Annotated in this window: 23 protein-coding genes; 15 read left to right on the top strand and 8 right to left on the bottom strand. The window is 71.7% G+C overall.

Annotated features, from left to right (window positions below):
- Window position 1 precedes the first annotated feature (1 nt).
- Entirely contained in the window at window positions 2-1,045 is a 1,044-nt protein-coding gene (locus tag H2038_RS09645; protein WP_292112281.1) for a LacI family DNA-binding transcriptional regulator, read from the bottom strand.
- 74 nt (window positions 1,046-1,119) lie between these two features.
- Here H2038_RS09645 and H2038_RS09640 point away from each other — a divergent pair, with 74 nt between their 5' ends.
- The 10 genes from H2038_RS09640 (at window position 1,120) to H2038_RS09595 (ending at window position 15,503) form a co-directional block, all read left to right on the top strand.
- Window positions 1,120-3,198 (top strand): glycoside hydrolase family 97 protein, encoded by a 2,079-nt coding sequence (locus H2038_RS09640; RefSeq protein WP_292112238.1) that lies wholly within the window; start codon window positions 1,120-1,122, stop codon window positions 3,196-3,198.
- Between the two features lie 29 nt (window positions 3,199-3,227).
- Window positions 3,228-4,769 carry an MFS transporter gene (locus H2038_RS09635; RefSeq protein WP_292112235.1) on the top strand — a complete coding sequence of 514 codons (1,542 nt, stop codon included), beginning with the start codon at window positions 3,228-3,230 and terminating at the stop codon, window positions 4,767-4,769.
- Window positions 4,770-4,777: 8 nt separating this feature from the next.
- Window positions 4,778-7,165 (top strand): glucan 1,4-alpha-glucosidase, encoded by a 2,388-nt coding sequence (locus H2038_RS09630; protein ID WP_292112233.1) that lies wholly within the window; start codon window positions 4,778-4,780, stop codon window positions 7,163-7,165.
- Window positions 7,166-7,203: 38 nt separating this feature from the next.
- A complete protein-coding gene (locus H2038_RS09625; protein ID WP_292112230.1) occupies window positions 7,204-8,223 on the top strand; it encodes an NAD-dependent epimerase/dehydratase family protein in 1,020 nt (339 codons plus the stop codon).
- A 106-nt stretch (window positions 8,224-8,329) separates the two neighbouring features.
- The gene (locus H2038_RS09620; protein ID WP_292112228.1) at window positions 8,330-8,860 is read left to right on the top strand and encodes a hypothetical protein; all 531 of its coding nucleotides are present in this window, start codon (window positions 8,330-8,332) and stop codon (window positions 8,858-8,860) included.
- 7 nt (window positions 8,861-8,867) lie between these two features.
- Window positions 8,868-9,392, top strand: a complete 525-nt coding sequence (locus tag H2038_RS09615; RefSeq protein ID WP_292112225.1) for a hypothetical protein — start codon at window positions 8,868-8,870, stop codon at window positions 9,390-9,392.
- Between the two features lie 219 nt (window positions 9,393-9,611).
- On the top strand, window positions 9,612-10,922 hold the full coding sequence (locus H2038_RS09610) for an ammonium transporter (RefSeq protein WP_292112222.1): 1,311 nt from the start codon (window positions 9,612-9,614) through the stop codon (window positions 10,920-10,922).
- 33 nt (window positions 10,923-10,955) lie between these two features.
- Window positions 10,956-13,553, top strand: coding sequence for a DNA ligase D (gene ligD / locus H2038_RS09605; RefSeq protein WP_292112219.1), 2,598 nt, complete (start codon window positions 10,956-10,958; stop codon window positions 13,551-13,553).
- Window positions 13,554-13,605: 52 nt separating this feature from the next.
- Window positions 13,606-14,640, top strand: coding sequence for a UbiA family prenyltransferase (locus tag H2038_RS09600; protein ID WP_292112216.1), 1,035 nt, complete (start codon window positions 13,606-13,608; stop codon window positions 14,638-14,640).
- Window positions 14,641-14,651: 11 nt separating this feature from the next.
- Entirely contained in the window at window positions 14,652-15,503 is an 852-nt protein-coding gene (locus H2038_RS09595; protein ID WP_292112213.1) for a DUF3298 and DUF4163 domain-containing protein, read from the top strand.
- On the opposite strand, the gene H2038_RS09590 is transcribed toward H2038_RS09595, so the two are convergent.
- The 3 genes from H2038_RS09590 to H2038_RS09580 are packed head-to-tail and all read right to left on the bottom strand — an operon-like array spanning window position 15,485 to window position 17,058.
- A complete protein-coding gene (locus tag H2038_RS09590; RefSeq protein WP_292112211.1) occupies window positions 15,485-16,429 on the bottom strand; it encodes an alpha/beta hydrolase in 945 nt (314 codons plus the stop codon). The genes H2038_RS09595 and H2038_RS09590 overlap by 19 nt on opposite strands.
- A gap of 30 nt (window positions 16,430-16,459) precedes the next feature.
- Window positions 16,460-16,657: a helix-turn-helix transcriptional regulator gene (locus H2038_RS09585; RefSeq protein WP_092306123.1), complete on the bottom strand. Its 198-nt coding sequence runs from the start codon at window positions 16,655-16,657 to the stop codon at window positions 16,460-16,462.
- Entirely contained in the window at window positions 16,654-17,058 is a 405-nt protein-coding gene (locus tag H2038_RS09580) for a hypothetical protein (protein ID WP_292112205.1), read from the bottom strand. Before H2038_RS09580 ends, H2038_RS09585 begins: the two co-directional genes overlap by 4 nt.
- Before the next feature lie 85 nt (window positions 17,059-17,143).
- Here H2038_RS09580 and H2038_RS09575 point away from each other — a divergent pair, with 85 nt between their 5' ends.
- Both H2038_RS09575 and H2038_RS09570 read left to right on the top strand, forming a co-directional pair.
- Window positions 17,144-18,127, top strand: coding sequence for a fatty acid desaturase family protein (locus tag H2038_RS09575; protein WP_366926494.1), 984 nt, complete (start codon window positions 17,144-17,146; stop codon window positions 18,125-18,127).
- Window positions 18,127-18,771 carry a methyltransferase gene (locus H2038_RS09570; protein WP_292112275.1) on the top strand — a complete coding sequence of 215 codons (645 nt, stop codon included), beginning with the start codon at window positions 18,127-18,129 and terminating at the stop codon, window positions 18,769-18,771. Before H2038_RS09575 ends, H2038_RS09570 begins: the two co-directional genes overlap by 1 nt.
- Here the strand turns inward: H2038_RS09570 and H2038_RS09565 are convergent.
- Complete coding sequence (locus H2038_RS09565; protein WP_292112203.1) at window positions 18,768-18,944, bottom strand: hypothetical protein; 177 nt, start codon at window positions 18,942-18,944, stop codon at window positions 18,768-18,770. The genes H2038_RS09570 and H2038_RS09565 overlap by 4 nt on opposite strands.
- A gap of 15 nt (window positions 18,945-18,959) precedes the next feature.
- The gene (locus H2038_RS09560; RefSeq protein WP_292112200.1) at window positions 18,960-19,553 is read right to left on the bottom strand and encodes a type 1 glutamine amidotransferase domain-containing protein; all 594 of its coding nucleotides are present in this window, start codon (window positions 19,551-19,553) and stop codon (window positions 18,960-18,962) included.
- Window positions 19,554-19,659: 106 nt separating this feature from the next.
- Here H2038_RS09560 and H2038_RS09555 point away from each other — a divergent pair, with 106 nt between their 5' ends.
- Window positions 19,660-20,025, top strand: a complete 366-nt coding sequence (locus H2038_RS09555; protein ID WP_292112197.1) for a hypothetical protein — start codon at window positions 19,660-19,662, stop codon at window positions 20,023-20,025.
- A gap of 62 nt (window positions 20,026-20,087) precedes the next feature.
- Window positions 20,088-20,936 carry a neutral zinc metallopeptidase gene (locus H2038_RS09550; RefSeq protein ID WP_292112194.1) on the top strand — a complete coding sequence of 283 codons (849 nt, stop codon included), beginning with the start codon at window positions 20,088-20,090 and terminating at the stop codon, window positions 20,934-20,936.
- Here the strand turns inward: H2038_RS09550 and H2038_RS09545 are convergent, their stop codons facing one another.
- Together H2038_RS09545 and H2038_RS09540 are read right to left on the bottom strand one after the other, a co-directional pair.
- Complete coding sequence (locus tag H2038_RS09545) at window positions 20,937-21,887, bottom strand: retropepsin-like aspartic protease (protein WP_292112191.1); 951 nt, start codon at window positions 21,885-21,887, stop codon at window positions 20,937-20,939. It abuts the gene before it with no gap.
- Window positions 21,888-21,942: 55 nt separating this feature from the next.
- A complete protein-coding gene (locus H2038_RS09540; RefSeq protein WP_292112188.1) occupies window positions 21,943-22,764 on the bottom strand; it encodes an LD-carboxypeptidase in 822 nt (273 codons plus the stop codon).
- A 98-nt stretch (window positions 22,765-22,862) separates the two neighbouring features.
- Between H2038_RS09540 and H2038_RS09535 the strand changes: the two genes are divergently transcribed.
- On the top strand, window positions 22,863-24,266 hold the full coding sequence (locus H2038_RS09535; protein ID WP_292112185.1) for a Mur ligase family protein: 1,404 nt from the start codon (window positions 22,863-22,865) through the stop codon (window positions 24,264-24,266).
- The last annotated feature ends 7 nt before the right edge of the window (window positions 24,267-24,273 follow it).

Below are 24,273 nucleotides of genomic sequence, written 5' to 3'. Positions count from 1 at the left end.
TCTAGCCGCCGCAGCTCTCGCGCACGATCAGGTCGGTCGGGATCCGTTCCGACCGGCCGACCGAGTCGCCGGGGTTGTCGATCAGCTTGGAGACCAGCAGCCGCCCCGCCTTCATCGTGTCCTGGGCGATGGTGGTCAGGGCCGGGCGCGCGTAGCGGCTGAACGGGACGTTGTCGAAGCCGATCACCGACACGTCCTCCGGCACCCGCAGGCCCGCGTGCAGCAGGGCCCGGACGGCCCCGAGCGCGATCTGGTCCGAGGCGCAGACGACGCCGTCGAACGGCACGCCGCGGCGGATCAGCCCGTCCACCGAGGCCTCGGCGGACTCCACCTCGAAATGCGCCTCGATGATCAGGTCGGGATCGACGCCCAGGCCGGTCTGCTCCAGCGCCTCGAGGTAGCCCCGGTGGCGCTGCATGGCCTCGGGCGGATCGAGGTCGCCGAGGAAGACGATGCGACGCCGGCCCAGCCGGGCGAGATGGCGGGTGGCGCGTCGGCCGCCGGCGAGGTTGTCGGATCCGACCGAGCAGTAGAGCTGGTCCGGCATCTGGGCGCCCCAGACCACAAAGCGCCCGTCGGTCTCGGCCAGCCGGTTGAGGCTCTGGTGCAGGAAGCTCTGGCCGAGGAAGATCACCCCGTCCGCGCGGGTGTTCATCGCCGCCACCAGGTCGTCGTAGCTGGTCGGCGAGAAGTGGCTCATGATCACGTCGCAGCCGCGCTCCCGCGCCGCCTCGCCGACGCCGGCCAGCAGTTCGAGGAAGAAGGGATCGCTCAGCCGCCCCTCCCGGCCCTGCGGGCGCGGGGTGACGAGCGCGATCACGCCCTCGGCGCCGACCGGGCCCGAGGGCATGTAGCGGCGGAAGGGATAGTCGTGCTCGCGCGCCAGCTTCCAGATCAGCTGCTTGGTCCGCGCGTTGACCGCCGGGCTGTCGTTGAGCGCGCGCGACGCCGTCGAGATCGATACGCCCGCCAGCCGGGCCAGATCCTCCAGGCGGGTGTTGCGGCGGCTCACGTTTCGTTTCTCGCGAATGGCACGGCTGCAAATTTTGCTGCAAACCTTGCTTGTTCTGCGCCGCTGCGGCCGCGCTTGGCAAGTCCCGTTATCCGGAGCCTCCCCCGATGATCAACCGCCGTTCCCTGATCACCACCAGCGCCGCGGTCGCCGCCGTTCCGGTCGCCGCCTCGGCCCAGGACGCCCCGGCCGGCGGCGCGCAGCCCGGGGTCGCCCGCGCCGCCTCGCCCGAGAGCGTGATCTCCGTCGAGCTGGAGGCCGACAACGACGGCTTCGTCTCGTACTCGGTCCACCGTCTCGGACGACAGGTCATCGCCCAGTCGCGGCTGGGCTTCCTGCTCACCGACGCCCGCAAGCTGGAGCGCGCCTTCGGCATCCTTGGGCAGACCGTCACCAGCCACGACGACACCTGGGAGCAGCCGTGGGGCGAGCGCCGCTTCATCCGCAACCGCTACAACGAGCTGCGCGTCCAGCTGCAGGAGCGCTGGGGCCTGATGCGGCGCATGGACGTGGTCTTCCGCCTCTATGACGACGGCCTCGGCTTCCGCTACGAATTCCCCGAACAGCCCGAGCTCAAGACGGTCAACATCGGCGCCGAACTGACCGAGTTCAATCTCGCCGACGCGGCCGGGACGGCCTGGTGGCTGCCGGCCTTCGAGTACAACCGCGCCGAATATCTCTACAACCGGACCCCGATCGCCTCGGTCGGCGTCAGCCAGACGCCCCTGACCATGCGGCTGGAAGACGGGACCCATCTGTCGATCCACGAGGCGGCCCTGGTCGACTATTCGGGCATGAACCTGCGCCGGGTCGAGGGCGGCAAATTCCGCGCCATGCTGACCCCGGGCCTGACCAGCGCCGCGGTGGTCCGCGAAGCCCCCTTCCACACCCCCTGGCGCACCCTGCAGATCGCCGACCAGGCCGGCGGCCTCGTCGAGTCCAGCCTGATCCTGAACCTCAACGAGCCCAACAAGCTGGGCGACGTCAGCTGGTTCAGGCCGATGAAATACGTCGGCATCTGGTGGGACATGCACCTCGACACCCGCAGCTGGAACTCGGGGCCGAAGCACGGCGCGACCACCGAATACACGATGCGCCACATCGACTTCGCGGCCGAGCACGGCTTCGGCGGGGTGCTGGTCGAGGGCTGGAACGTCGGCTGGGACGGCGAATGGTTCGGCTCCGGCTGGGACTACAGCTTCACCCAGCCCTATCCGGACTTCGACATCGAACGCGTCGCCGCCTACGCCCGCGAGAAGGGGGTCGAGATCGTCGGCCACCACGAGACCGGCGGCAACGCCTTCCATTACGAACAGCAGCTCGAGGACGCCTTCGCCCTGATGCAGCGGCACGGCTGGCATTCGGTGAAGACCGGCTATGTCGCCGACGCCGGCGGGGCGCGCGTGGCGACCGGCGACGGCGGCTCGGCGCTGGCCTGGCACGAGGGCCAGCACATGGCCCGCCACCACCTGAAGGTCGTCGAGACGGCCGCCCGGTACGAGGTCGCGGTCAACGCCCACGAGCCGATCAAGGACACCGGCCTGCGCCGGACGTATCCGAACATCATCAGCCGCGAGGGCGCGCGCGGCATGGAGTACGCCGCCTGGGGCCAGCCGGCCAATCCGCCGGAGCACGAGCCCAACCTGGTCTTCACCCGCCTGCTGGCCGGGCCGATGGACTACACGCCGGGCATCTTCGGCATGGAGACCCGGGTGCCGGAGGGCGTGGCCACCACCTGGGCCAAGCAGCTGGCGCTGTATGTCGTCATCTACAGCCCGATCCAGATGGCCGCGGACCTGCTGGAGAACTACGAGGCAAACCCGGCCCCGTTCCAGTTCATCAAGGACGTCGCCGTCGACTGGGAGGAGACCCGGGTGCTGAACGGCGAGGTCGGCGACTTCGTCACCATCGCCCGCAAGGACCGCAACTCCGACGAATGGTTCCTCGGCGCGATCACCGACGAGCAGCCGCGCGTCCTCACCGCCGCCCTCGGCTTCCTCGACCCCGGCCGCCGCTACCGCGCCGAGATCTACGCCGACGGCCCCGGGGCCAACTTCACCGACAACCGCACGGCCATCGACATCTCGACCCGCGAGGTGACCTCGGCCGACGTCCTGACCCTGCGCCTCGCCCCCGGCGGCGGCCAGGCCATCCGCTTCGTGCCCCTCGGCCGCGGCCGGCGCTGAACCACCGACCTGCGGGGAGGCAGGCCTTCATGACCACCACGACTCCTGAAGGCCTCGCCCCCGGCGCCGCCGCCGCCGTCCGACCCCGCCTCAGCGGCTGGTCGATCTGGAACATGTGCGTCGGCTTCTTCGGCATCCAGATCGGCTTCGGCCTGCAGAACGCCAACACCAGCCGCATCTTCCAGACCCTGGGAGCCGAGGTCGACAGCCTCGCCATCCTGTGGATCGCCGCCCCCCTGACCGGCCTGCTGGTCCAGCCGGTCGTCGGCTATTTCAGCGACCGCACCTGGACCCGGCTGGGCCGCCGCCGGCCCTGGTTCCTCGCCGGGGCCATCCTGACGACCCTCGCCCTGGTCGTCATGCCGCACAGCCCGTGGCTCTGGATGGCGGCCTCCATGCTCTGGATCATGGACGCCTCGATCAACATCACAATGGAGCCGTTCCGGGCCTTCGTCGGCGACAACCTGCCCGAGGAGCAGCGCACCACGGGCTATGCGATGCAGAGCTTCTTCATCGGCGCCGGGGCGGTGTTCGCCTCCTGCCTGCCCTGGATCCTGACCGAGTGGTTCGACGTCGCCGCCACCGCCCCCGAGGGGGTGGTGCCGATGGCGGTGCGTCTCTCCTTCTACGTCGGCGCCGCGGCCCTGCTGGCCGCCGTGCTGTGGACCGTCTTCACCACCCGCGAATACAGCCCCGAACAGATCGACGCCTTCGAGACGTCCCGCGACGCCGGCCCCGCTCCGGCCGCCGCCCGCTCCCGCAACGCCTGGTACACGGGCGGCCTGCTGTGGGCCTTCGCCGGCTCCCTCGGCGTGGCGGCGGTGGGCGCCTTCGACCTGCAGAAGGAACTCTACGTCCTCGCCGGCTTCGTCCTCGCCTTCGGGCTGATGCAGATGCTGGTCGGCGCCCTCGCCGCCGCCGGCCGCTCCAATCCCCTGACCGACATCATGGGCGACATCTTCGCCATGCCGAAGACCATGCAGGGCCTGGCCGTGGTCCAGTTCTTCAGCTGGTTCGCCCTGTTCGCCATGTGGATCTACATGACCCCGGCAGTCACCGCCGTCCACTACGCCTCGCCCGACCCGACCTCGGCCGGCTACGGCGAGGGCGCCAACTGGGTCGGGGTGCTGATGGGGATCTACAACGGCGTCGCCGCCATGGCCGCCTTCCTGATCCCGGTCATCGCCCACCGCACCGGCCTGCGCGGCGCCCACGCCCTGAACCTGACCCTCGGCGCCGCCGGCTTCCTCGGCGTCTTCCTGATCCGCGATCCGCAGTGGCTGTGGCTGCCGATGATCGGCGTCGGCTTCGCCTGGGCCAGCATCGTGTCGATGCCCTACGCCATCCTGTCGAACGCCGTGCCGGGCCGGAAAATGGGGCTCTACATGGGCGTCTTCAACATCTTCATCGTCGTGCCCCAGCTGGTCGCCGCCACCATCCTGGGCGCCGTGCTGAACGCCGTCTTCGGCGGCCGGCCGATCTGGGCCCTCGCCCTCGGCGCCGTCAGCTTCCTGATCGCCGCCGGGGCCAGCCTGCTGGTCCCCGTCGCCCCCTCCGCCGTCCGTTCGTGAGTATCGCCATGCGTCTTCCCCTCCTGCTCTCCGGCGTCGCCGCCCTCGCCCTCATGGCCGCCGCGCCCGCCCTCGCCCAGGTCGCCCCCGGCGCGCCCGGCGAGACGCCCACCTGGGTGAACGCCGCCAAGACCGGCGCTGGCGCGTCCTACGAGGCCTATGTCGAAGGCGAGTACCGCGACGGCGGCCCGACCGGCGACGTCAGCCGCGTCTGGTTCTCCATCGCCGACGGCGTCCTGACCGAGACCATGTACGGCCTCATCCACGAGGCCCAGATCAAGCAACTGCGCTTCGCCGTCGTCACGGAAGACGGCCTGTCGGTCGAGGGCGCCGACACCACCCACCGCACCGAATACCTGCACGTGGACGCGCAAGGCCGCCCCCTCTCCCCCGCCTACCGGGTGACCACCACCGACAAGGCCGGTCGCTACGAGATCGAGAAGCGCATCTTCACGGATCCCGACCGGCAGGCGCTGGTGGTCCGCACGACGATCCGCGCGCTGCGTGGAGACATCACGCCTTACCTGCTGCTCGAGCCGCACATGGCCAACACCGGCGTCGGCGACCGGGGCGAGGCGATCGCGGGCGCGGACCACGCGGGCCTGCAGGGGCTCTTCGCCTCCGAGGCGGACGTGCATCTGGCGCTCATTCCGAACGAGCCGTTCGAGGCCGCCAGCGTCGGGTTCGTCGGGGCCTCCGATGGTCTGACCGATCTCGCCGACGGCGACCTCGATCAACTCTACCGTTCCACCGGCGAGCAGGGCGGCAACCTCATGCTGACGGGCGCCCTGCCGACCCTTCGCGCGGGCGAGAACCTGTCCCGCGATTTCGTCATTGGCTTCGGGTCGAGCCGCGAGGCCGCGACCGACGCCGCCATGGCCAGCCACACGGACGACCTCGACGAGGTCCTCCGCCGCTTTAACGGCGAGGGCGACCGCGTGGGCTGGGAAGACTACATCGCCTCCCTCGACCAGCTGCCCCGCCTCGCCCAACAGTCCACCGACGGCGGCCGGCTGACGTACGTCTCGGCCCTGATGCTCAAGGTGCAGGAGGACCGCACCCACGCCGGCGCCCTGATCGCCTCCCTGTCCAATCCGTGGGGCGACACCGTCGACGCCACCAACCCCTCGACCGGCTACAAGGCCGTCTGGCCGCGAGACTTCTACCAGGTGGCCATGGCCCTGCTGGCGCTCGGCGACACTGAGACGCCGCTCGCCGCCTTCCGCTACCTGCCCCAGGTGCAGGTCGACGCCGGGACCCCCGGCAACACCGGCGCCACGGGCTGGTTCCTGCAGAAGACCCACGTCGACGGCGAGATCGAATGGGTCGGGGTCCAGCTGGACCAGACCGCCATGCCGATCATGCTGGGCTGGAAGCTGTGGAAGGCCGGCCTGGTCTCCGACGCCGAGATGGCGCGCATGTACGCCGGCATGATCAAGCCGGCCGCCGACTTCCTCGTCGACGGCGGCACGGTCGGCCTGCTGTGGAACGACCGCACGGTCACCCCGCCCTGGACCCAGCAGGAGCGCTGGGAGGAGCAGGAGGGCCATTCCCCCTCGACCACCGCCGCCGTCATCGCCGGCCTGGTCACCGCCGCCGACATCGCCCGCGCCGCGGGCGACGCGGCCTCGGCCGACCGCTACCAGGCCGCCGCCGACGATTATGAGTCCAGGGTCGAGGCGCGGATGTTCACCACCAACGGCGAATGGGGCGACGGCCGCTACTTCATCCGCATCACCCGCAACGACAACCCGAACGACAAGGCCCCGATCGGCGAGAACAACGGCCAGCCCGCCCATGCGGAAGACAAGATCGTCGACGGCGGCTTCCTCGAACTGGTCCGCTACGGCGTCCGCGCCCCCGACGCCCCCTCCATCCTCGCCTCCCTGCCCGAGTACGACGACCAGACCCGCGAGGACCGCTTCCGCGTCCGCTACGACGTCAACGGCGTCCCCGCCTTCCGCCGCTACGGCAACGACGGCTACGGCGAACAGACCGACACGGGCGAAAACTACGGCGTCGGCGGCGAGATGCACCCCGGCCAGCGCGGCCGGCTGTGGCCCTTCTTCACCGGCGAGCGCGGCCATTACGAACTGGCGGCCGCCCTGCACAATCCGTCCGCCGACGCCGGCTGGACCGAGGCCCAGCTGAACGGTGTCCGCCAGACGTACGTGCGGGGCATGGAGTCCTTCGCCAACGGCGGCCTCCTGCTGCCCGAACAGGCGTGGGACGGCGTCGGCCACCCGACGGCCCACGGCTACGAGCCCGGCGAAGGCACCAATTCCGCCACCCCGCTGGCCTGGACCCACGCCGAATACGTCAAGCTGCTGCGCTCGCTCGCCGACCGCGCGGTGTGGGACCGCTACGCGCCGGTCGAGGAACGCTACGCCCGCTGACGCTGGCGCGGCGGCGCGGCCGGAGCTAACGAGGACGGATGACCCAGGGTCCCGTCCTCGTCACCGGCTCGGCCGGCTTCATCGGCTATCACACCGCCCGGCGGCTGCTCGAGCGGGGCGAGACCGTGGTCGGGGTGGACAACCTCAACGCCTACTACGAGCCCGCCCTGAAGCAGGCGCGGCTGGAGCGGCTGCAAGCCCTGCCCGGCTATGTCCACCACACCCTGGATCTCGCCGACCGCGAGGGCATGCGGGCCCTGTTCGCCGAACATGCGCCCCGCCGCATCGTCCACCTCGGGGCCCAGGCCGGCATCCGCTACAGCGTCGAGAACCCCGAGACCTACGTCGACTCCAACGTGGTCGGCTTCCTGACCGTGCTCGAGGGCGCCCGCGCGGTGCAGGCCGAGCATCTGGTGTTCGCCTCGACCAGTTCCGTCTATGGCGCCTCAGCCGCCCTGCCGTTTTCGGTGCAGCAGGGGGTCGCCCACCCGCTGAACGTCTACGCCGCCACCAAGATCGCCAACGAGGCGATGGCGCATTCCTACGCCTACATCTTCGGCATCCCCTCGACCGGCCTGCGCTTCTTCACCGTCTACGGCCCGTGGGGCCGGCCGGACATGGCCCTTTTCAAGTTCACGCGCGCCATCCTCGAAGGCCGGCCGATCGACGTCTACGGCGCGGGCGCCATGGAGCGGGACTTCACCTATGTCGACGACATCGTCGACGGCGTGGTGGCCGCCCTCGACGACGTCCCGGCCGCCGACCCCGCCTGGCGCGCCGAGGCCCCCGGCCAGGCGACCAGCGGCGTCGCCCCGTGGCGATTGCTCAATCTCGGCGCCGGCCGGCGCGAAAAGCTGTCGCGCTACATCGAGGTGCTGGAACAGGCGCTGGACAGGAAGGCCATCCTCAACGTCCTGCCGACCCAGGACGGCGAAATGACCCGCACCGAGGCCGACGTGACCGAGACGCGCGCGGCGCTCGGCTACGACCCGAAGACGCCCATCGACGTCGGCGTCCACCGCTTCGTGGAGTGGTATCGGGGCTTCTACGGCGTCTGAGCGCAACTGGCCCCCAGCGGGCCGTCAGGTCCCGACAGGACCGCGACGTTGACCTTGCGTCGGCGCCGCTCCAGCCTCGGGGCGTCAGCGCCACGACGGAGTCTCGATGTTCGCCGCCGCCCTCGCCCTCGCCCTGGCCGCCCAGACGGCCGCCCCGACCTCCGGCCAGGCCGCGCGATGGGGCGAGCACGAGTGGGTCAACGGCACGGGCTTCCTGTCCCGCCACTATTTCGAGAACCGGACCGGGTTCCCGTCGGCTCACCATCTGCTCAACAGCACGCAGGTTGGCTCGATACACCACCTCTTCAACGCCACTTCGGCGGGGTCGTCGCACTTCTGGGAGAACGGGGTCCGCCCGGGCAGCCGCTACTACTGGGACAATGGCCGCGAGCCGGGGAGCCGGTACTACTGGGAGAACGGTCGCGGCTGCCTGAGCCGGTATGGTTGGGCGAACACCACCGCCTGCAGCTCGGGGGAGACCGTGGTCTTCCAGGTGCTGTGCATCGCCCGGAAGATCGACGTCGCGCCCTGCCGGGCCGTCAACGCTCGGCTCGACGAGTGGCTGTCCCGCTCGGATTTCTACGGCCCCGGCCATCCCGCGGACGTCGTCGCGCGCATGCGCGAACCGAACGGGTGAGCCGGCGATGGTCGCCGCCGCCCTCGCCGCCGCCGTTCTGGCCACAGCCCCGCAAGACCGGCCCGGCCATGCCTGGGGCGAGCAGGAGTGGACGTACGGACGCGGCCCGACTTCCCGCCACTACTTCGAGTATGGCGATCGCTATCCGTCCGGCCACGAGCTGGCCTACGGGCGCGGCGCCGGCTCCTTCTATTACCTGATCTTCGGCGACCAGATTGGGTCGGCCTACTTCTGGCGTTACGGCCGCACCGAGGGCTCCGCCTATTTCTGGCGCTACGGCCGCACCGGAGGGTCGGCCGACTTCTGGCGCTACGGCCGCGGATGCCTGAGCGAGACCGGCTGGCGCGAGGGCGCCGCCTGCACCGGCGCGGAGGTGCTCGTGCTGCAGACCGCCTGCATCGCCCAGGTCGTCGACATCGCTCCCTGTCGCGCCATCAACGCGAGACTGGACGAGTGGCTGGCGAACGCGGGGACGATCAGCAGCCGACCGCCAGCGGATGTGGTCGCGGAGATGCGCCGGCCGCTCGACTAGGAGCCGCCGGCGATCGGGTGGCGAGGCCTTTCGACCCGTGTCGGCGACAGGGACGGAATCATGCGCCCGCGGCGGACAGCGCGCCCGCGCCGAGGAACAGCCGCTCCATGGTGCGGCGCACAAGGAAATTTATTGCGTGTCGCAGCGCAATAGGCTCCTATCCGGTTCCGCGGGACGGGCGCGGGGCTTCGGACCGAGTCATCCGAAAGCGGAGCATCCATGCGCAGGTCTGCCCTCCTTCTTGCGACCCTCGCCGGTCTCTGCGCCACCCCTGCCCTCGCCGCCGCGCCGCCGCGCCTCGCGCACCAGGCCGCGCTCGCCGCCGACCCGGCCGCGACCGCCTGGATCCTGACCTCGACCGCCCTTGTCCTGCTGATGACCCTGCCGGGGCTGGCCCTGTTCTACGGCGGCATGGTGCGGCGCAAGAACCTGATCGGGGCCATCGCCCATTCGACCGCCGCCCTGGCGCTCGTCACCGTGCTGTGGTTCGTCGCCGGCTACAGCCTGTCGTTCGGAACCGGGCCCGCGGCGATCAACGGCCTCGTCGGCGGCCTCGACGCCCTGTTTCTGAACGGGGTGACCCCGGCCACCGCCCACGGGCTGGCGCCCGGCCTGCCCGAGTTCCTCTGGATCGCCTACCAGCTGACCTTCGCGATCATCACCCCGGCCCTGATCGCCGGCGCCTTCGCCGAGCGGATCAAATTCTCCGCCTCCCTGCTGTTCTTCGCCCTCTGGCACCTGCTCGTCTACGCGCCGATCTGCCACCAGGTCTGGGGCGGCGGCTGGATGGGTTCGCTGGGCGTGCTCGACTTCGCCGGCGGGGCGGTGGTGCACGTCAACGCCGGGGTGGCCGGCCTCGTCGCCGCCCTCGTGATCGGGCCCCGCCACGGCTTCGGACGGGACAACATGGCCCCGCACAACCTCGGCCTGACCGCCATCGGCGCCGGCCTGCTGCTGGTGGGCTGGCTGGGCTTCAACGCCGGCTCGGCCTGGGCCGCCGACGCCATCGCCGCCGTCGCCGCCTTCAACACCCTGCTCGCCGCCGCGGCCGGCGTGATCGGCTGGACCGCGGTCGAGTGGATCGACCACCGTCGCCCGACCCTGCTGGGCATGCTGTCCGGCCTCGTCGCCGGCCTCGTCGGCGTCACCCCCGCCGCGGGACTGGTGGACCCGAAGGGCGCCTTCCTGATCGGCCTCATCTGCGGCCCCGCCTGCTACGCCGGCGCCGTGTGGCTGAAGCGGGCCCTGAAGTACGACGACAGCCTCGACGCCTTCGGCGTGCACGGCGTCGGCGGCATGGTCGGCGCGGTCCTGACCGGCGTCTTCGCCAGCGCGGCCATCAATCCGGCCGCGGCGAACGCCAACGTCCTGAACCAGCTGATCGGCCTGGCCGCCGTCGCCGCCTGGTCGGGGATCGGCACCTTCGTGATCCTGATGATCTGCCGCTTCACCACCGGCCTGCGGGTGACGAAGGAGGAGGAGATCGAGGGGCTCGACTACACCCAGCACGGCGAGACCCTGCATCCCTAGCAACGACGGCGCAGCTTGGGCGTTCGAGCAGACATGGCGGCCAAGGGCGAACTCGACACCTACAAGAAGAAGCGGAATTTCGCCGCCACGCCCGAGCCCGCGGGGAAGAAGGGCCGCGCCCGCAAGTCGGGCCTGCGCTACCTGATCCAGCGTCACGCGGCGACGCGGCTGCACTACGACTTCCGCATCGAGCTGGACGGGGTGCTCAAGTCCTGGGCGGTGACCAAGGCGCCGTCGCGCGACCCGGCCGTGAAGCGGCTGGCGGTGGAGGTCGAGGACCATCCGCTCGACTACGGCTCGTTCGAGGGGACCATCCCGGCCGGCAACTACGGCGCCGGCACGGTGCAGATGTGGGATGTCGGCGAATGGGAGCCGCAGGAGGACGACCTCGACGCCGCCTTCGCCCGCGGCAACGTCAAGATGGTGCTCCACGGCGAGCGGCTGTCGGGCAAGTGGGCGCTGATCCGGCTGAAGGGCGATCGCGGCAAGCCGTCGAAGCGCAACAACTGGCTGCTGATCAAGGAGAAGGACGAATTCGCCGTGCCCGGCGAGGGCGACGCCAACATGGAGATCGACGCCTCGGTGACCACCGGCCGTTCGCTGGCCGAGATCGCCGAAGGGAAGAAGACCTGGGGGTCGCCGAAGACGACCACGCGCAAGGCCCCGCCGAAGCCGAAGGCGCGCCCGGCGGTGACGGAGCAGGCGAGCAAGCCGCACGCCTTCGTGCCGATCCAGCTGTGCAAGGTCGCCGACTACCCGCCGCAGGGGACCGGCTGGGCGCACGAGATCAAGTTCGACGGCTACCGGCTGCAGGTGGGGACCGGGGGCGGGCGGGCCACGATCCGCACCCGCAAGGGGCTGGATTGGTCCGACAAATTTCCGGAGCTGGCCGCCGACGCGGCGCAATGGCCGGACGCGGTGGTCGACGGCGAGCTGTGCGCCCTGGCCGAGTACCACATGCCGGACTTCTCCGCCCTGCAGGCGGCGATCTCGGAGCGGCGCACCGGCGAGCTGGTCTACTTCGCCTTCGACCTGCTCTTCGAAGGCCCCGAGGACCTGCGCAAGCTGCCGCTGTCCCACCGCAAGGCCCGCCTGCAGGCGTACATCGACCGCATCCCGAGGGCCGCCCGCGGCCGGATCCGCTACGTCGACCACTTCGCCACCACCGGCCAGGCCATCCTCGAGAGCGCCTGCCGGATGGATCTCGAGGGCGTAATCTCCAAGAAGCTGGACGCTCCGTACACGGAGGGTCGCTCCACCACCTGGCTGAAGTCCAAGTGCCGCGGGCGCGACGAGGTGATCATCGGCGGCTGGACCGCCGAGGGGAGCCGCTTCCGCTCGCTGATCGTCGGGGTCCGCGACAAGGACGGCCTGCGCCACCTCGGCCGCGTCGGCACCGGCTACAACCAGACCCTGCTGAAGACCCTGCTGCCCGCCCTCAAGGCGGCCGAGACCGACCGCAGCCCCTTCGTCGGCAAGGGGGCGCCGAAGAAGACCCGGACCGCCGGCCTGAGCACCCACTGGACCACGCCGACCCTGGTCGCCGAGATCGAGCACGGCGGCTACACGGACACCGGCTCGATCCGGCAGGCGGCGTTCAAGGGGCTGCGCGACGACAAGCCCGCGACCGAGGTGACGGACCGGCCGCAGGCGCCGTCGAAGGCGTCGAAGGAGCCGGGCGCGCCGGCCGACCTGCCCGGCCTGGCCGTGCCGGGAGAGCGGCCGCGCAAGGGCAAGCTGGTCGTCTCGGGCGTGACCATCTCCAACCCCGACAAGGTGCTGTGGCCCGCGGCGGACGGGAAGCCGGCGATCACCAAGGCGGAGCTGGTGCGTTACTACGAGATGGCGGCGGAGCGCCTCCTGCCGCACGTGGCCGACCGGCCGGTGTCGATCATCCGCGCCCCCGAAGGCATCACCGGCGAGAAATTCTTCCAGCGTCACGCCATGCCCGGCTCCAATCCGCGGCTGAAGCTGATCGACGTGAAGGAGCGCAAGCCCTACGTCGGCGTGTCGGACGCGGGCGGCCTGGTGGCCATCGGCCAGTCGGGCGGGCTGGAGCTGCACCCGTGGGGCTGCAAGCCCGACGATCCCGAGACGCCGGAGCAGGTCACCTTCGACCTCGACCCCGACGAGGGCCTCGACTTCGACGACGTCATCGACGCCGCGAAGAGGGTGCGCAAGGAGCTGGAGGGGCTGGGGCTGACCCCCTTCGTCAAGACCACCGGCGGCAAGGGGCTGCACGTGGTCGTGCCCATCCGCGCCGACGCGAAGGCGCGGGTCGAGTGGGACCAGTGCAAGGCCTTTGCGAAGGAGGTGTCGGAGATCATGCGCCGGGCGCAGCCCGACCGCTTCACCACCACCCTCGCCAAGAAGGCGCGGGGCGGGAAGATCTTCCTCGACTACCTGCGCAACGGGCGCATGGCCACCGCGGTGGCGCCGTGGTCGCCGCGGGCGCGGCCGGGCGCCGGACTCGCCTTCCCCCTGTCGTGGGGGCAGGTGAAGAAGGGCCTCGACCCGAAGGCCTACACCCTGCACGACGCCGCCGCCCTGCTGAAGAAGCCGGACCCGTGGAAGGATTTCCGCGCCGCGGAGGCCGACCTGCGGCCGGTGCTGAAAAAGCTGGGGCTCTGACCCGGCCGGCGGGACGGTTGGAACACGGGCGGGGGCCCGCTACAACCGCCGCATGACCTCCGCCCCCCTGCCCGACGCCGGCGCCAACTGGGTCGACCGGCATGCGCCGGAGGGGCTGAAGCCGTGGCTGAAGCTGGGGCGGTTCGACCGCCCGATCGGAATCTGGCTGCTGCTGCTGCCGGGCTGGCAGGGCATCGCCCTGGCGCTGGCCCAGTACCGCAAGACGCCGGACCTCTACGACGCCTGGCTGTTCCTCGGCTTCGCCCTCGGGGCCGGACTGATGCGGGCCGCCGGCTGCGCCTTCAACGACATCGTCGACCGGGATTTCGACGCCCGGGTGGCGCGCACCGCGATGCGGCCGATCCCCTCCGGCCGAATCTCGGTGAAACAGGCCTGGGCCTTCGTGGTCGGCTGCTCGCTGGTCAGCCTGCTGATCCTGCTGACCCTGAACACCACCACCCTGCTGCTCGGGGTCGCCTCCCTCGCCCTCGTCGCCGCCTACCCCTTCATGAAGCGGATCACCTGGTGGCCGCAGGCCTGGCTGGGGCTGACCTTCAACTGGGGCGCCCTGATGGGCTTCGCCGCCGCCCTGCCGCTGGCCGCCGCCGTCATCCTGCCGCCGGAGCTGCGCGACGAGCTGCGTCCCTTCTGGTGGCAGGCGCCGCCCGCGGGCGGCCACGCGCTGGCCATGGCGTGGCAGGCCTGGCTTCCCGCCCTCCTCCTCTACCTCGGCGGCGTGTTCTGGACCCTCGGCTACGACACCATCTACGCCCTGCAGGACATCGAGGACGACGCCATGGTCGGGGTGAAGTCCTCGGCCCGCCGGCTGGGCGAGAACGTCCGGCCGGGCGTCAGCCTGTTCTACCTGCTCGCCGCCATTCTCGCCGGCGCGGCCGGCGCGGCGGCCGGGCTCGGCGCCCTGTTCTGGCTGGTCCTGGGGGTCTACGCCCTGCACCTGCTGCGCCAGACCCGGCGGCTGCGGCCCGACGACCCGGCCCTGGCCCTGCAGCTTTTCAAATCCAACCGCGACGCCGGCCTCGTCCTGTTTCTCGCCATCATTCTCGGCGCGGCTACGCTGCCGCTGTGAAGGAGATCCGCATGTCCGCTCCCGTCCGCCTGCTGCTGACCGCCGCCGCGCTGTGCGGCGTCCTCGCCGCCTGCAACCGCGAGCGCGCGGCCGAACCCGGAGCCCCCGCCCCCGGCGCGGCCGCCGTGGTCACCCCCGCCGACGCCGCGGCGCCGCTGAAGTTCGAGACGAAGACGCCGTGGGCCGAGGTCAGCCTCGCCCTGCCCGAGGGGCTGAAGCCGCAGACGGACCTGCACGCCCGCCTCTACAGCGAGGAGGTGCGCAAGCTGCGCCAGTTCGTCGAGGGCGCCCAGGGCGAACGCACCGAGGCCGGCTTCGACGAATCCATGCCGCCCTACGCCAAGACCATCGAGTATGCGGTCGCCGGCCAGACCGGGAAGCTGCTCAGCCTCAAGCGGGTCGACTACGACTGGTCCGGCGGGGCCCACCCCAACACCCTGACCACCGGCCTGCTGTGGGACAAGGCGCTGAAGCGGGAGATCGGCTTCTCCGACCTGTTCCGGAAGGGCGCCGACCTGTCGGTGCTCGACCAGGCCCTGTGCTCGGCGGTCAACGCGGCCAAGCGCGCCCGCGTGCCCGACAGCGCCTCCCTGACCCTGAACGGCGACGACTGGGCCTGCCCGCACGCTTCCGCCACCCCCTTCGTGCTGACGCCCGGCTCGGCCCCCGGCAAGGCGGCCGGCCTGACCTTCCTGATCGGCCCCTACCAGGTCGGCCCCTACGCCGAGGGCGCCTATGAACTGGCGATCCCGGCCACGGTGTTCCGCTCGCTGCTCGCCCCCGCCTACGCCGACGAGTTCGGGGGTCAGCCGACCAAGGTCGGGGACGTGACCCCGGGCATGGATCAGTCGGCGAGGAACTGATCGACGAGGGCGGCGAGCCGCGCCGGCTGGTCCGCCATGATGAAGTGCCGGCTGCCGTCGACCCGCTCCAGCCGGACCCCCGGCAGGCCGGCGTACTCGCGGCCCCACAGGGCGTCGGCCATGGCCGCGGGCGCGCCGCCGTCGGCGTCGGCGGCGTAGACCGCCCACACCGGCGTGGTCATGGCGGCGAGTGCGGGCCGGACGTCGGTGGTCATCACCTCGCTGATCGCCGCCGCCATGGCCTGACGGTCCGAAGCCACGGACCACTCGACCATGGCCTCGCGGACGGCCGGATCCCGGGCCATGGTCGCGGCGGTCTGGACCTGCCCGGCCCGGAAGGCGGCCGGGTCCATGCCGCGGATCGCGGCCGCCGTCCGGTCGGCGAACGGCCGCGCGCTCTCGACCGTGGCGGTCGGTCCGTAGAGCACGCTGAAGAAGGGCAGGCTGTCGACGCTCATCACCCGCCCGACCAGCTCCGGATGACGCTGCGCCAGCATCAGGCCGGTCAGCCCGCCCATCGAATGGCCGATCACCGCCGGCCGCTCCAGTCCCTGCTCCCGGACATAACGCGCCAGCTCGGCCAGCATCGGCTCGAGAAACGGCCCGTCGCCGTGGGTCCACGGCTCGCCGGCGAAGCCCGCCAGTTGCACCTGATGCACGCGGTGCGTCCCCTTGAGCCGGTCCGCCTCGGCCCGCCAGACCTCCCGCGACGAGGCAAAGCCCGGGATCAGGATGACGTCGGGCCCCGAGCCGACCACCTCGACCGACAGCCGGTCGGAGGCGAAGGGGGCCGGCGCCTGGGCTGCGGCCGGGGCCGCCAGGGCGTCGGTGGCGAGGAGGGCGCCGCCGGCCGCCAGCGCGGCGGCCGAGGCGAACAGCAGGGCGCGCAGGGTCGAACGCCCGACGAAGTGGCGGAGGTGCAGCATGGCGATGTCCTTGGGTTGCGTCCGCGCCGGTCAGGCGTGGGGATTCTCGAAGATGTCTTCCACCGGCCGGGCGAACAGCACGGCGATGCGGTAGGCGAGGTCCAGCGACGGGTCGTGCTTCTCGGTCTCGAGGGCGTTCACCGCCTGGCGGGAGACGCCCAGCGCCTGCCCCAGCTGTTCCTGGGTCCAGCCGCGCTCGACGCGCAGCAGCTTGAGGCGGTTTTTCATCGGCTGCTCCGCACGAACGGAGCGACCACGCCGAAGCAGGCCCAGAACAGCGGATAGATCAGCCAGACCGGCAGGTGGTAGGCGCCGGCGTAGCTCTCGCCGAAGCCCCAGACGCTGGCGATGGCCATGGCGAGGCCGGCGGCGAGGATGAACTGGCGGGCGACCAGCGCGCGGATGAACTCGTCGGACTCGTTCATCAGCGACAGGGTCGCCCAGATCTGCCCGATCACCGGGGCCGAAACCGCCAGCGCCAGACCCCAGGCGGCGGGCTTTCCGTAGATCTCGTCGAAGGCCCCGAAGATGGCGGCGACGTTGATGGCGGCGTACGGAGCCATGAAGGCGAAGGTGCGGACGACGTACCGGCGGCCGGCCGGCGTGCCGTTCTTCCCGATGGCGTGCATGACAAGTCCTCCTGACGTGTTGTAAGGCGTACCTTACATCCGCTTCGTGTCATGTCAACATGACATTTTGCAAGGAACGCCTGACATGGCAGGTCTCGCTTGCGAGGCCGGCCGGCGGGCGTATCCTTCGGCCATGCCCGCCGCGCCCCGCGCCCGTCCCGCCGACCTGTTCCCGCCCGAGGCCTGGGCGCCGTTCCAGACCCGGTCGGCGTGGGTCGGCCCCCTGCTTGTCGCCCACTGCTGGGCGGTCATCGGCCTGGCCGTCGCCGTCGGCGTCGCCTGGCCGTGGCTGATCCCGGTCTGCGTCGCCGTCATCGGCACGCGCCAGCTGGGCCTCGCCATCCTGATGCACGAGGCGGCGCACGGCGGCCTGTCGCCGAACGCGAGACTCAACGACTTCCTCGGCCACTGGCTGTGCGCCGTGCCGATCGGCGCCTCGCTGAGGCTGTACCGGCCCTACCATCTCAGCCACCACAAGTTCGCCCAGCAGCCGGAGGACCCGGACCTGGTGCTGTCCGCCCCCTTCCCGGTCACCCGCGCCTCCCTGCGCCGCAAGATCATCCGCGATCTGACCGGCCAGACCTTCTTCAAGCAGCGGGTGCTGTTCCTCTTCCGGGCCTTCGCCTCGAAGCGGGACGAGGACGTGGCGGAAGGCGCCGTCGTCACCGGCCGCTCCGTCGCGCCCTTCCTGCTGGTCAACCTCGCCCTGCTCGCCGGGCTGGGCCTGCTCGGGGTCTGGTGGGCGTACTTCGTCCTGTGGCTGCTGCCGATGGCGACCTGGTTCCCGATGGTCACCCGGTTGAGGAACATCGCCGAGCACGCCTGCGTCGACGGCTCGGCGACCGACCCCTTCCGCGCCGCGCGCACCACCCGGGCCAACTGGTGGGAGCGCGCCTTCATCGCCCCCTACTGGGTCAACTTCCACGCCGAGCACCACCTGTTCATGCACGTGCCGTGCTGGAAGCTGCCCGCCCTGCACCGCGCGGTGCGGACGACGCCGCAGGGCGCGCGCATGGAGGTGGCGGACGGCTACCTGGAGGTGCTGAAGACCGCCTCCGGCCGCTCGTGATCGCCGACCCCGCGGCCTTCATCGTCGCCAACACCCGGCTGCAGCCCGTGCCGCACGCGCCGGAGATCTCGCTGCATCTGGCCGACGAGGTGACGCCGATCTGGCGGCTGACCGAGGAGGAGCTGGGCGAGCTGGGCCTGCCGCCGCCGTTCTGGGCCTTCGCCTGGGCCGGCGGGCAGGCGCTGGCGCGCTATCTGCTCGATCATCCGCACGAGGTCGCGGGCCGGCGGGTGCTCGACTTCGCGACCGGCTCCGGCCTCATCGGCGTCGCCGCGGCGAGGGCCGGCGCGGCGTCTGTGCTGTGCGCCGACATCGACCCCTTCTGCGGCGCCGCCGTCCAGGCCAACGCCGCCGCCAACGGGGTGCGGCTCGACTTTACGGAGGCCGATCTTCTGGACGCCCCGCCGCCGCCGGACGTCGACCTCATCTGCGCCGGCGACGTCTGCTACGAGAAGCCGATGACGGACCGGGTGCTGTCGTGGCTGGCGCAGGCGAAGGCGGCCGGCGCCCGGGTGCTGATCGGCGATCCCGGGCGCACCTATTTTCCGCGCGAAGGCCTGACCTTCCTGGCCGAGTACCGGGTGCCGACCACCCGCGAACTGGAGGACCAGGAGGTCAAGCGGTCCGCGGTCTGGGCGCTCTAGCGGCCTTCTTCCGCATCGGGATCCGGCGAGACCGTCAGCGGATCGTCCGCGGCCGCCTTCGGATCGGCGTCCATGTCGGCCTCCGCCGGCCGGCCGCCGTGGCGCGCCGCCTCCAGATCCTCCTCGCGGCCGAAGCCGGGCTCGCCCTCGCGCACCTGCTGTTCCTCGTGCATCGTGTCCTCCTCGTTTCAGTGGGCGGTCGGCTGCGGAGTCTCCGCCGCCGCCTGCGCCTGTCCGCGGTGCCGCCCTTCGGCGAACTCCTCGATCATCTTCTCGTTGAAGGCCGGGATGTCGTCCGGGCAGCGGCTGGTCACCAGGCCGTCGTCCACCACCACCGCCTCGTTGACGACGTTGGCGCCGGCGTTGCGCAGGTCGGTGCGGATGGTCTCGTAGCCGGTCAGGGTGCGGCCTTCGGCGACGCCCGCCTCCACCAGCAGCCACGGCGCATGGCAGATCGCCGCCACCGGCTTGCCCGCGTCGAAGAAGGCGCGGACGAAGGCCACCGCCTTTTCGCTGCCGCGCAGCTGGTCCGGATTGGCGACGCCGCCGGGCAGCAGCAGGGCGTCGTAGGCGGAGGCGTCGGCGCCGTCGAGCGCCCGGTCGACCGGGATCTTCTGCGACGGGGTCAGGTGCTCGAAGCCCTGGATCTCGCCCGAGTTCGGCGACACCACCTCGACCTTCGCGCCGGCCTCCCTGAGGGCCTTCACGGGCTCCAGCAGTTCGATCTGCTCGACTCCGTCAGTGGCGAGGACGGCGACGGTCTTTCCGGTGAGGCGGCTCATGGGCGGCTCCTTTTTGTGCATTCGGGGATGCGACCAGAACCGCGCGGCGGCGCAGGGGGTTGCGGCTCCGCTTGGAGAACATTCGCCGCAGGCCCATCTTGGAGGCATGACCCGCCTGCTCGCCCTCGTCCTTCTCGCCGCCGCGGCGCCGGCCGTCGCGCAGACGCCGCCCGCCGACGCCTGGGATCGCCACCGCTGGCAGGCCGACCAGCACCGGATGGAGATCGACCGGCTGCGCAGCCGCGCCGACCAGCGCGAGCTGCAGGCCCGGCAGCAGGCGCTGGAAAGCCGTTTCACGCGTATGCAGATCGAGGCGCGGCGTCAGCCGGAGCCCTACATTCCCGCCACGCCGCCCGCCCTGCGCAGCCCGGAGGAGGCCCGCGCCGCCCGCGAGGCGGCCGCGGCCCGCCGTCGCGCCGCGGCCGAGGACTTCGGCGAGATCGACGCCTGGCTGGACCGCGTTCCCGACTGATCCGCGCGCATCCCTTCTCTGCCGACGGCGTTCCGGCGTAGCTTCGACCGAGGGAGATGCGGATGCGGTGGCAGGGCGGACGGCGCGGCGGCAACATCGAGGATCGGCGCGGCATGGGCGGCGTCGGCCTGGCGGGCGGCGGCGTGGGCGCCCTGGTGGTCGCCGCCATCGCCTACTTCGTCTTCGGCATCGACCCCTCCACCACCCGGCAGATCACCAGCCAGCTGGGCGGGGTCGGGGCGGAGCAGCAGGGCGCGCGCGGCACGCCCGAGGACGAGGCCGGCCAGTTCGTCGACGTGATCGGCGCCAATGTCGACGACGTCTGGGCGCGTCAGCTGCAGGGCTACCGGCCGCCGACGGTGGTTCTCTACGAGCAGGGCACGTCCACCGGCTGCGGCTTCGGTCAGGCGGCCATGGGGCCGTTCTACTGCCCGACCGACCAGCGCGTGTACCTCGACCTGTCCTTCTGGCGGCAGATGGAGACCCAGCTGGGGGCCTCAGGCGCCGACTTCGCCCGCGCCTATGTGATCGCCCACGAGTACGGCCACCACGTCCAGACCCTGACCGGCGCCTCGCAGCAGGTGCAGCGGGCGCAGCAGGCGGCCGGGAGCGAGGCGGAGGCCAACCGCTGGTCGGTGGCGCTGGAGCTGCAGGCGGACTGCTACGCCGGCGTCTGGGCCGCCAACGCCGCCGCCGTCTCCAACGGCCAGGTCGCGCTGACCGCCGGCGATCTCGAGGAAGGCCTGCGCACCGCCTCGGCCATCGGCGACGACACGCTGCAACGCCGCCAGGGCGGCCGGGTGGTCCCGGAGGGCTTCACCCACGGCTCCTCGGCCCAGCGCCAGCAGTGGCTGCGGCGCGGCTACGAGACCGGCGATCCCGCCGCCTGCGACACCTTCGCCGCCCTCTGATCAGCGGCCGACGGTCAGGTCCAGCGGACGCGACACCAGGAGCGAGCCCCGGCCGAGATCCAGCGCCGCCCGCCGCTCGGCGAAGGCCCCCATGCCGACCAGACCGCCGGGGAAGTTCGGCAGGGGCGGCTGTTCGAACACCCCCACCTCCACCTCGCGGTACAGGTGGTCGGCGAAGGTCACGGTGCGGGCCTCGACCGCCAGCGACTGCAGGGCGCCGCCCAGCACCAGGCTGACGCCCGAGCGCGTGCGTCGTCCATCCAGCAGCCCCGCCCCCGTGGCGGCCTCGCGGCTCAGGCCCAGCAGGGCCGAGGCGCCGGTGTCGACCACCGCCTCCAGCACCGTTCCCTCGACCGAAACCTCGGCGTGCATGGCCGTGCCGACCCGCCGCACCGGCGTGGGGGCCAGGTCCGGCGGCGCGACGAAGGCGGCGCGGTCGATCAGGCGCACGTGTCGCCGCGGCGGGTCGAGCGCCAGCACCGCCTCGCCCAGCACGTCCTGGCCGATGATCAGCCGCGTGCGCAGCCCGTCCTCGGAGGCGAGCGGCCCGAGATCGAGGATGGCGGCCCGCAGCCCCCGCACGGCCAGTCCCGGGAGGCCCAGCTCCAGCGTCGTGCCGCGGCCCATCTGGGCCCCGCCGCCGACGCCATAGGCGACCAGCGGCATGTCGAACAGCGAGCGCCGGGCCGGCGGCAGGGCGTCGAACAGGCTCCGGTCGATCACCGAGTACTGGGCCCCGCTGTCGATCAGGGCCAGCTCGCGACGCCCGGCGATCCCGACCTCGACCGTCGGCGCGGCCGAGCGCCGGCCGTAGCGCATCCACGCCGTCGCCCCGTCCGGGCCGAAAGCCAGCTCCGGCGCCGGCCAGAGCATGTGTTCGCGCACCCACCAGGCCCCGCCGGCGACGGCGGCCAGGCTTGCGGCGCGGATCAGGAGGCTGCGGCGGTTCATCCGGCCCAAGATGGCGGCGAGGCGCGGTCGGCGCCAGTCGCCCGCGCGGGGCGGATCAGCGCGGCCCGAACGGCACCACCTTGTTGGCGGCGTCATGACCGATGTCGGCCGCGCCGAGGAAGGGAATGCCCGCGCGCTGGCACCAGTAGCGAACGATCTGCTCCGGGGTCAGGCCGAAGTCGGGGTCGTTCGGCGTGATGTCCGACACCCGCCCCAGGCGGATGCCCGCGACCCGCTTCATGCCGGGCTGGGCGGTCAGGTGGAACATCATCCGGTCGACCCGGTAGAGCGCCTCCGACACCTCCTCGAGCATCACCACATGCCCGGCGAGGTCGGGCTCCAGATAGGTGCCCATCAGCTGGTCGAGGATGGTCAGGTTGAAGGCCACGGCCGGCCGCGGGTCGAGGTGCAGCGACGGCTCCCACGCGCCGCGGTCGCCGGAGGTCAGCCAGTTCAGCGCCCGCCACGCCGTCTCGTCGTGGCGCACCGCGTCCGACGCCATCGGCCCGTGCGCGACGTGCGGAAAGCCGGCCCGGTACAGCCCCGCCAGCAGGCTGCCGGCGTCGGAATAGCCGAGATAGCGCTTCTTGCGCGCCGCCGCGGTCAGCTGCGGCAGCACCGCCTCGGCGATGCGGCAGGAGCCGTAGCCGCCGCGGGCGAACCAGATCGCGTCCAGCCGCGGGTCGTTGGCGAACTCGACGAAGGCGCGGGCCCGGGTGGCGTCGTCCCCGCCGAAGTGGCCGTGCTTGCTGAAGCTGGCCGGGTGAAAGACGACCTTCACCGAGCCGTCCGGCACGTTGGCGGCGAACCACGCCTCGACGGCTTCGCCGCGCTCCCGGCTGAAGCGCGAACTGGCGTTGACGATGCCGATCTTCAAGACGCGCCCCCGGGGAACTGTGCGTCCCTTCTTAGAGCGCCTCCCCCTCCCGAACCAATCCCTTCCCCTCGCGCCTTCCGGCCTCTACTCAGCGGCTCATGGCGAACGACTACTTCTTCTGCGGCGTCGGCGGCTCGGGCATGCTGCCGCTGGCGATGATCGTGCAGGCGCAGGGGAACCGCATCGCCGGCTCCGACCGCTCGCGCGACCAGGGCCGCACGCCGGAGAAGTTCGCCTGGCTGGAGGCGCACGGCGTGGCCCTGCACCCGCAGGACGGGTCGGGCGTCACCCGTGCCGACCAGATCGTCGTCGCCACCGGCGCGGTCGAGGACACGGTGCCCGACATCGGCGCAGCCCGGGCGGTCGGGGCGCGCATCGTCACCCGCCCCGAATTGCTCAGCCAGCTGTTCAACGCGGCCGCGACCTCGGTCGGCGTCGCCGGCACCTCGGGCAAGTCGACCATCACCGGCATGATCGCCTGGATGCTGCACAGCGCCGGCCGCGCGCCCACCGTGATGAACGGGGCGGTGATGAAGAATTTCGCCGACGCCGATCACCCGTTCGCCAGCGCCCTCGTCGGCGGGTCCGACCTGTTCGTCTCCGAGGTCGACGAGTCGGACGGCTCCATCGCCCGCTACGACCCGACCGTGGCGGTGGTCTCCAACATCTCGCTGGACCACAAGTCGATGGAGGAGCTGCGCGACCTGTTCGGCGGCTTCACCGGCCGCGCCCGCGCCGCCGTGCTCAACCTCGACAATCCCGAGACCGCCGCCCTGGCCCAGCAGATGGTCGAGGCCGGCCGCGGCGACAGCGTGCTGACCTTCGCGCTCGGCGACGACTCGGCCGACTTCGCCGCCCACGACCTCGAGCCCCTGGCGACCGGAATCCGGTTCGAGCTGGCCGAGCGGCGCTCGGGCGCCCGCCGCGCCCTGACGCTCGCCGTCCCCGGCGCCCACAACGTCGCCAACGCCCTCGCCGCCCTCGCCGCCGTGCGCGCGCTGGATGTGCCGCTCGACCAGGCCGTCAGCGCGCTGGAGACCTTCGCCGGCGTCCGCCGCCGCATGGAGACGGTCGGGACCCGCAACGGCGTCACCGTCATCGACGACTTCGCCCACAACCCGGACAAGATCGCCGCCACCCTCAAGACCCTGCACGCCTTCGACGGCCGTCTGCTGGTGCTGTTCCAGCCGCACGGTTTCGGCCCGCTCAAGCTGATGAAGCGCGAGTTCATCGACGGCTTCGCCGGCCTGCTGCGGCCGGACGACGTGCTGCTGATGCCCGAGCCGGTCTACTACGGCGGCACCACCGACCGTTCGGTCAGCTCCGGCGACATCGCCGAAGGGGTTCGCGCCGCCGGCCGCCAGGCCGAGGCCCTGCCGACCCGCGAGACCTGCGGCGACCGCCTGGTCGAGCTCGCCCGCCCCGGCGACCGCATCGTGGTGATGGGCGCCCGCGACGACACCCTGTCGACCTTCGCCGCCGACCTTCTGGGCCGCCTGTAACTCCGGG

Source organism: Brevundimonas sp., assembly GCF_013912005.1.
Taxonomy (GTDB): domain Bacteria; phylum Pseudomonadota; class Alphaproteobacteria; order Caulobacterales; family Caulobacteraceae; genus Brevundimonas.
This window is presented reverse-complemented; position numbering and strand designations above follow the sequence as displayed.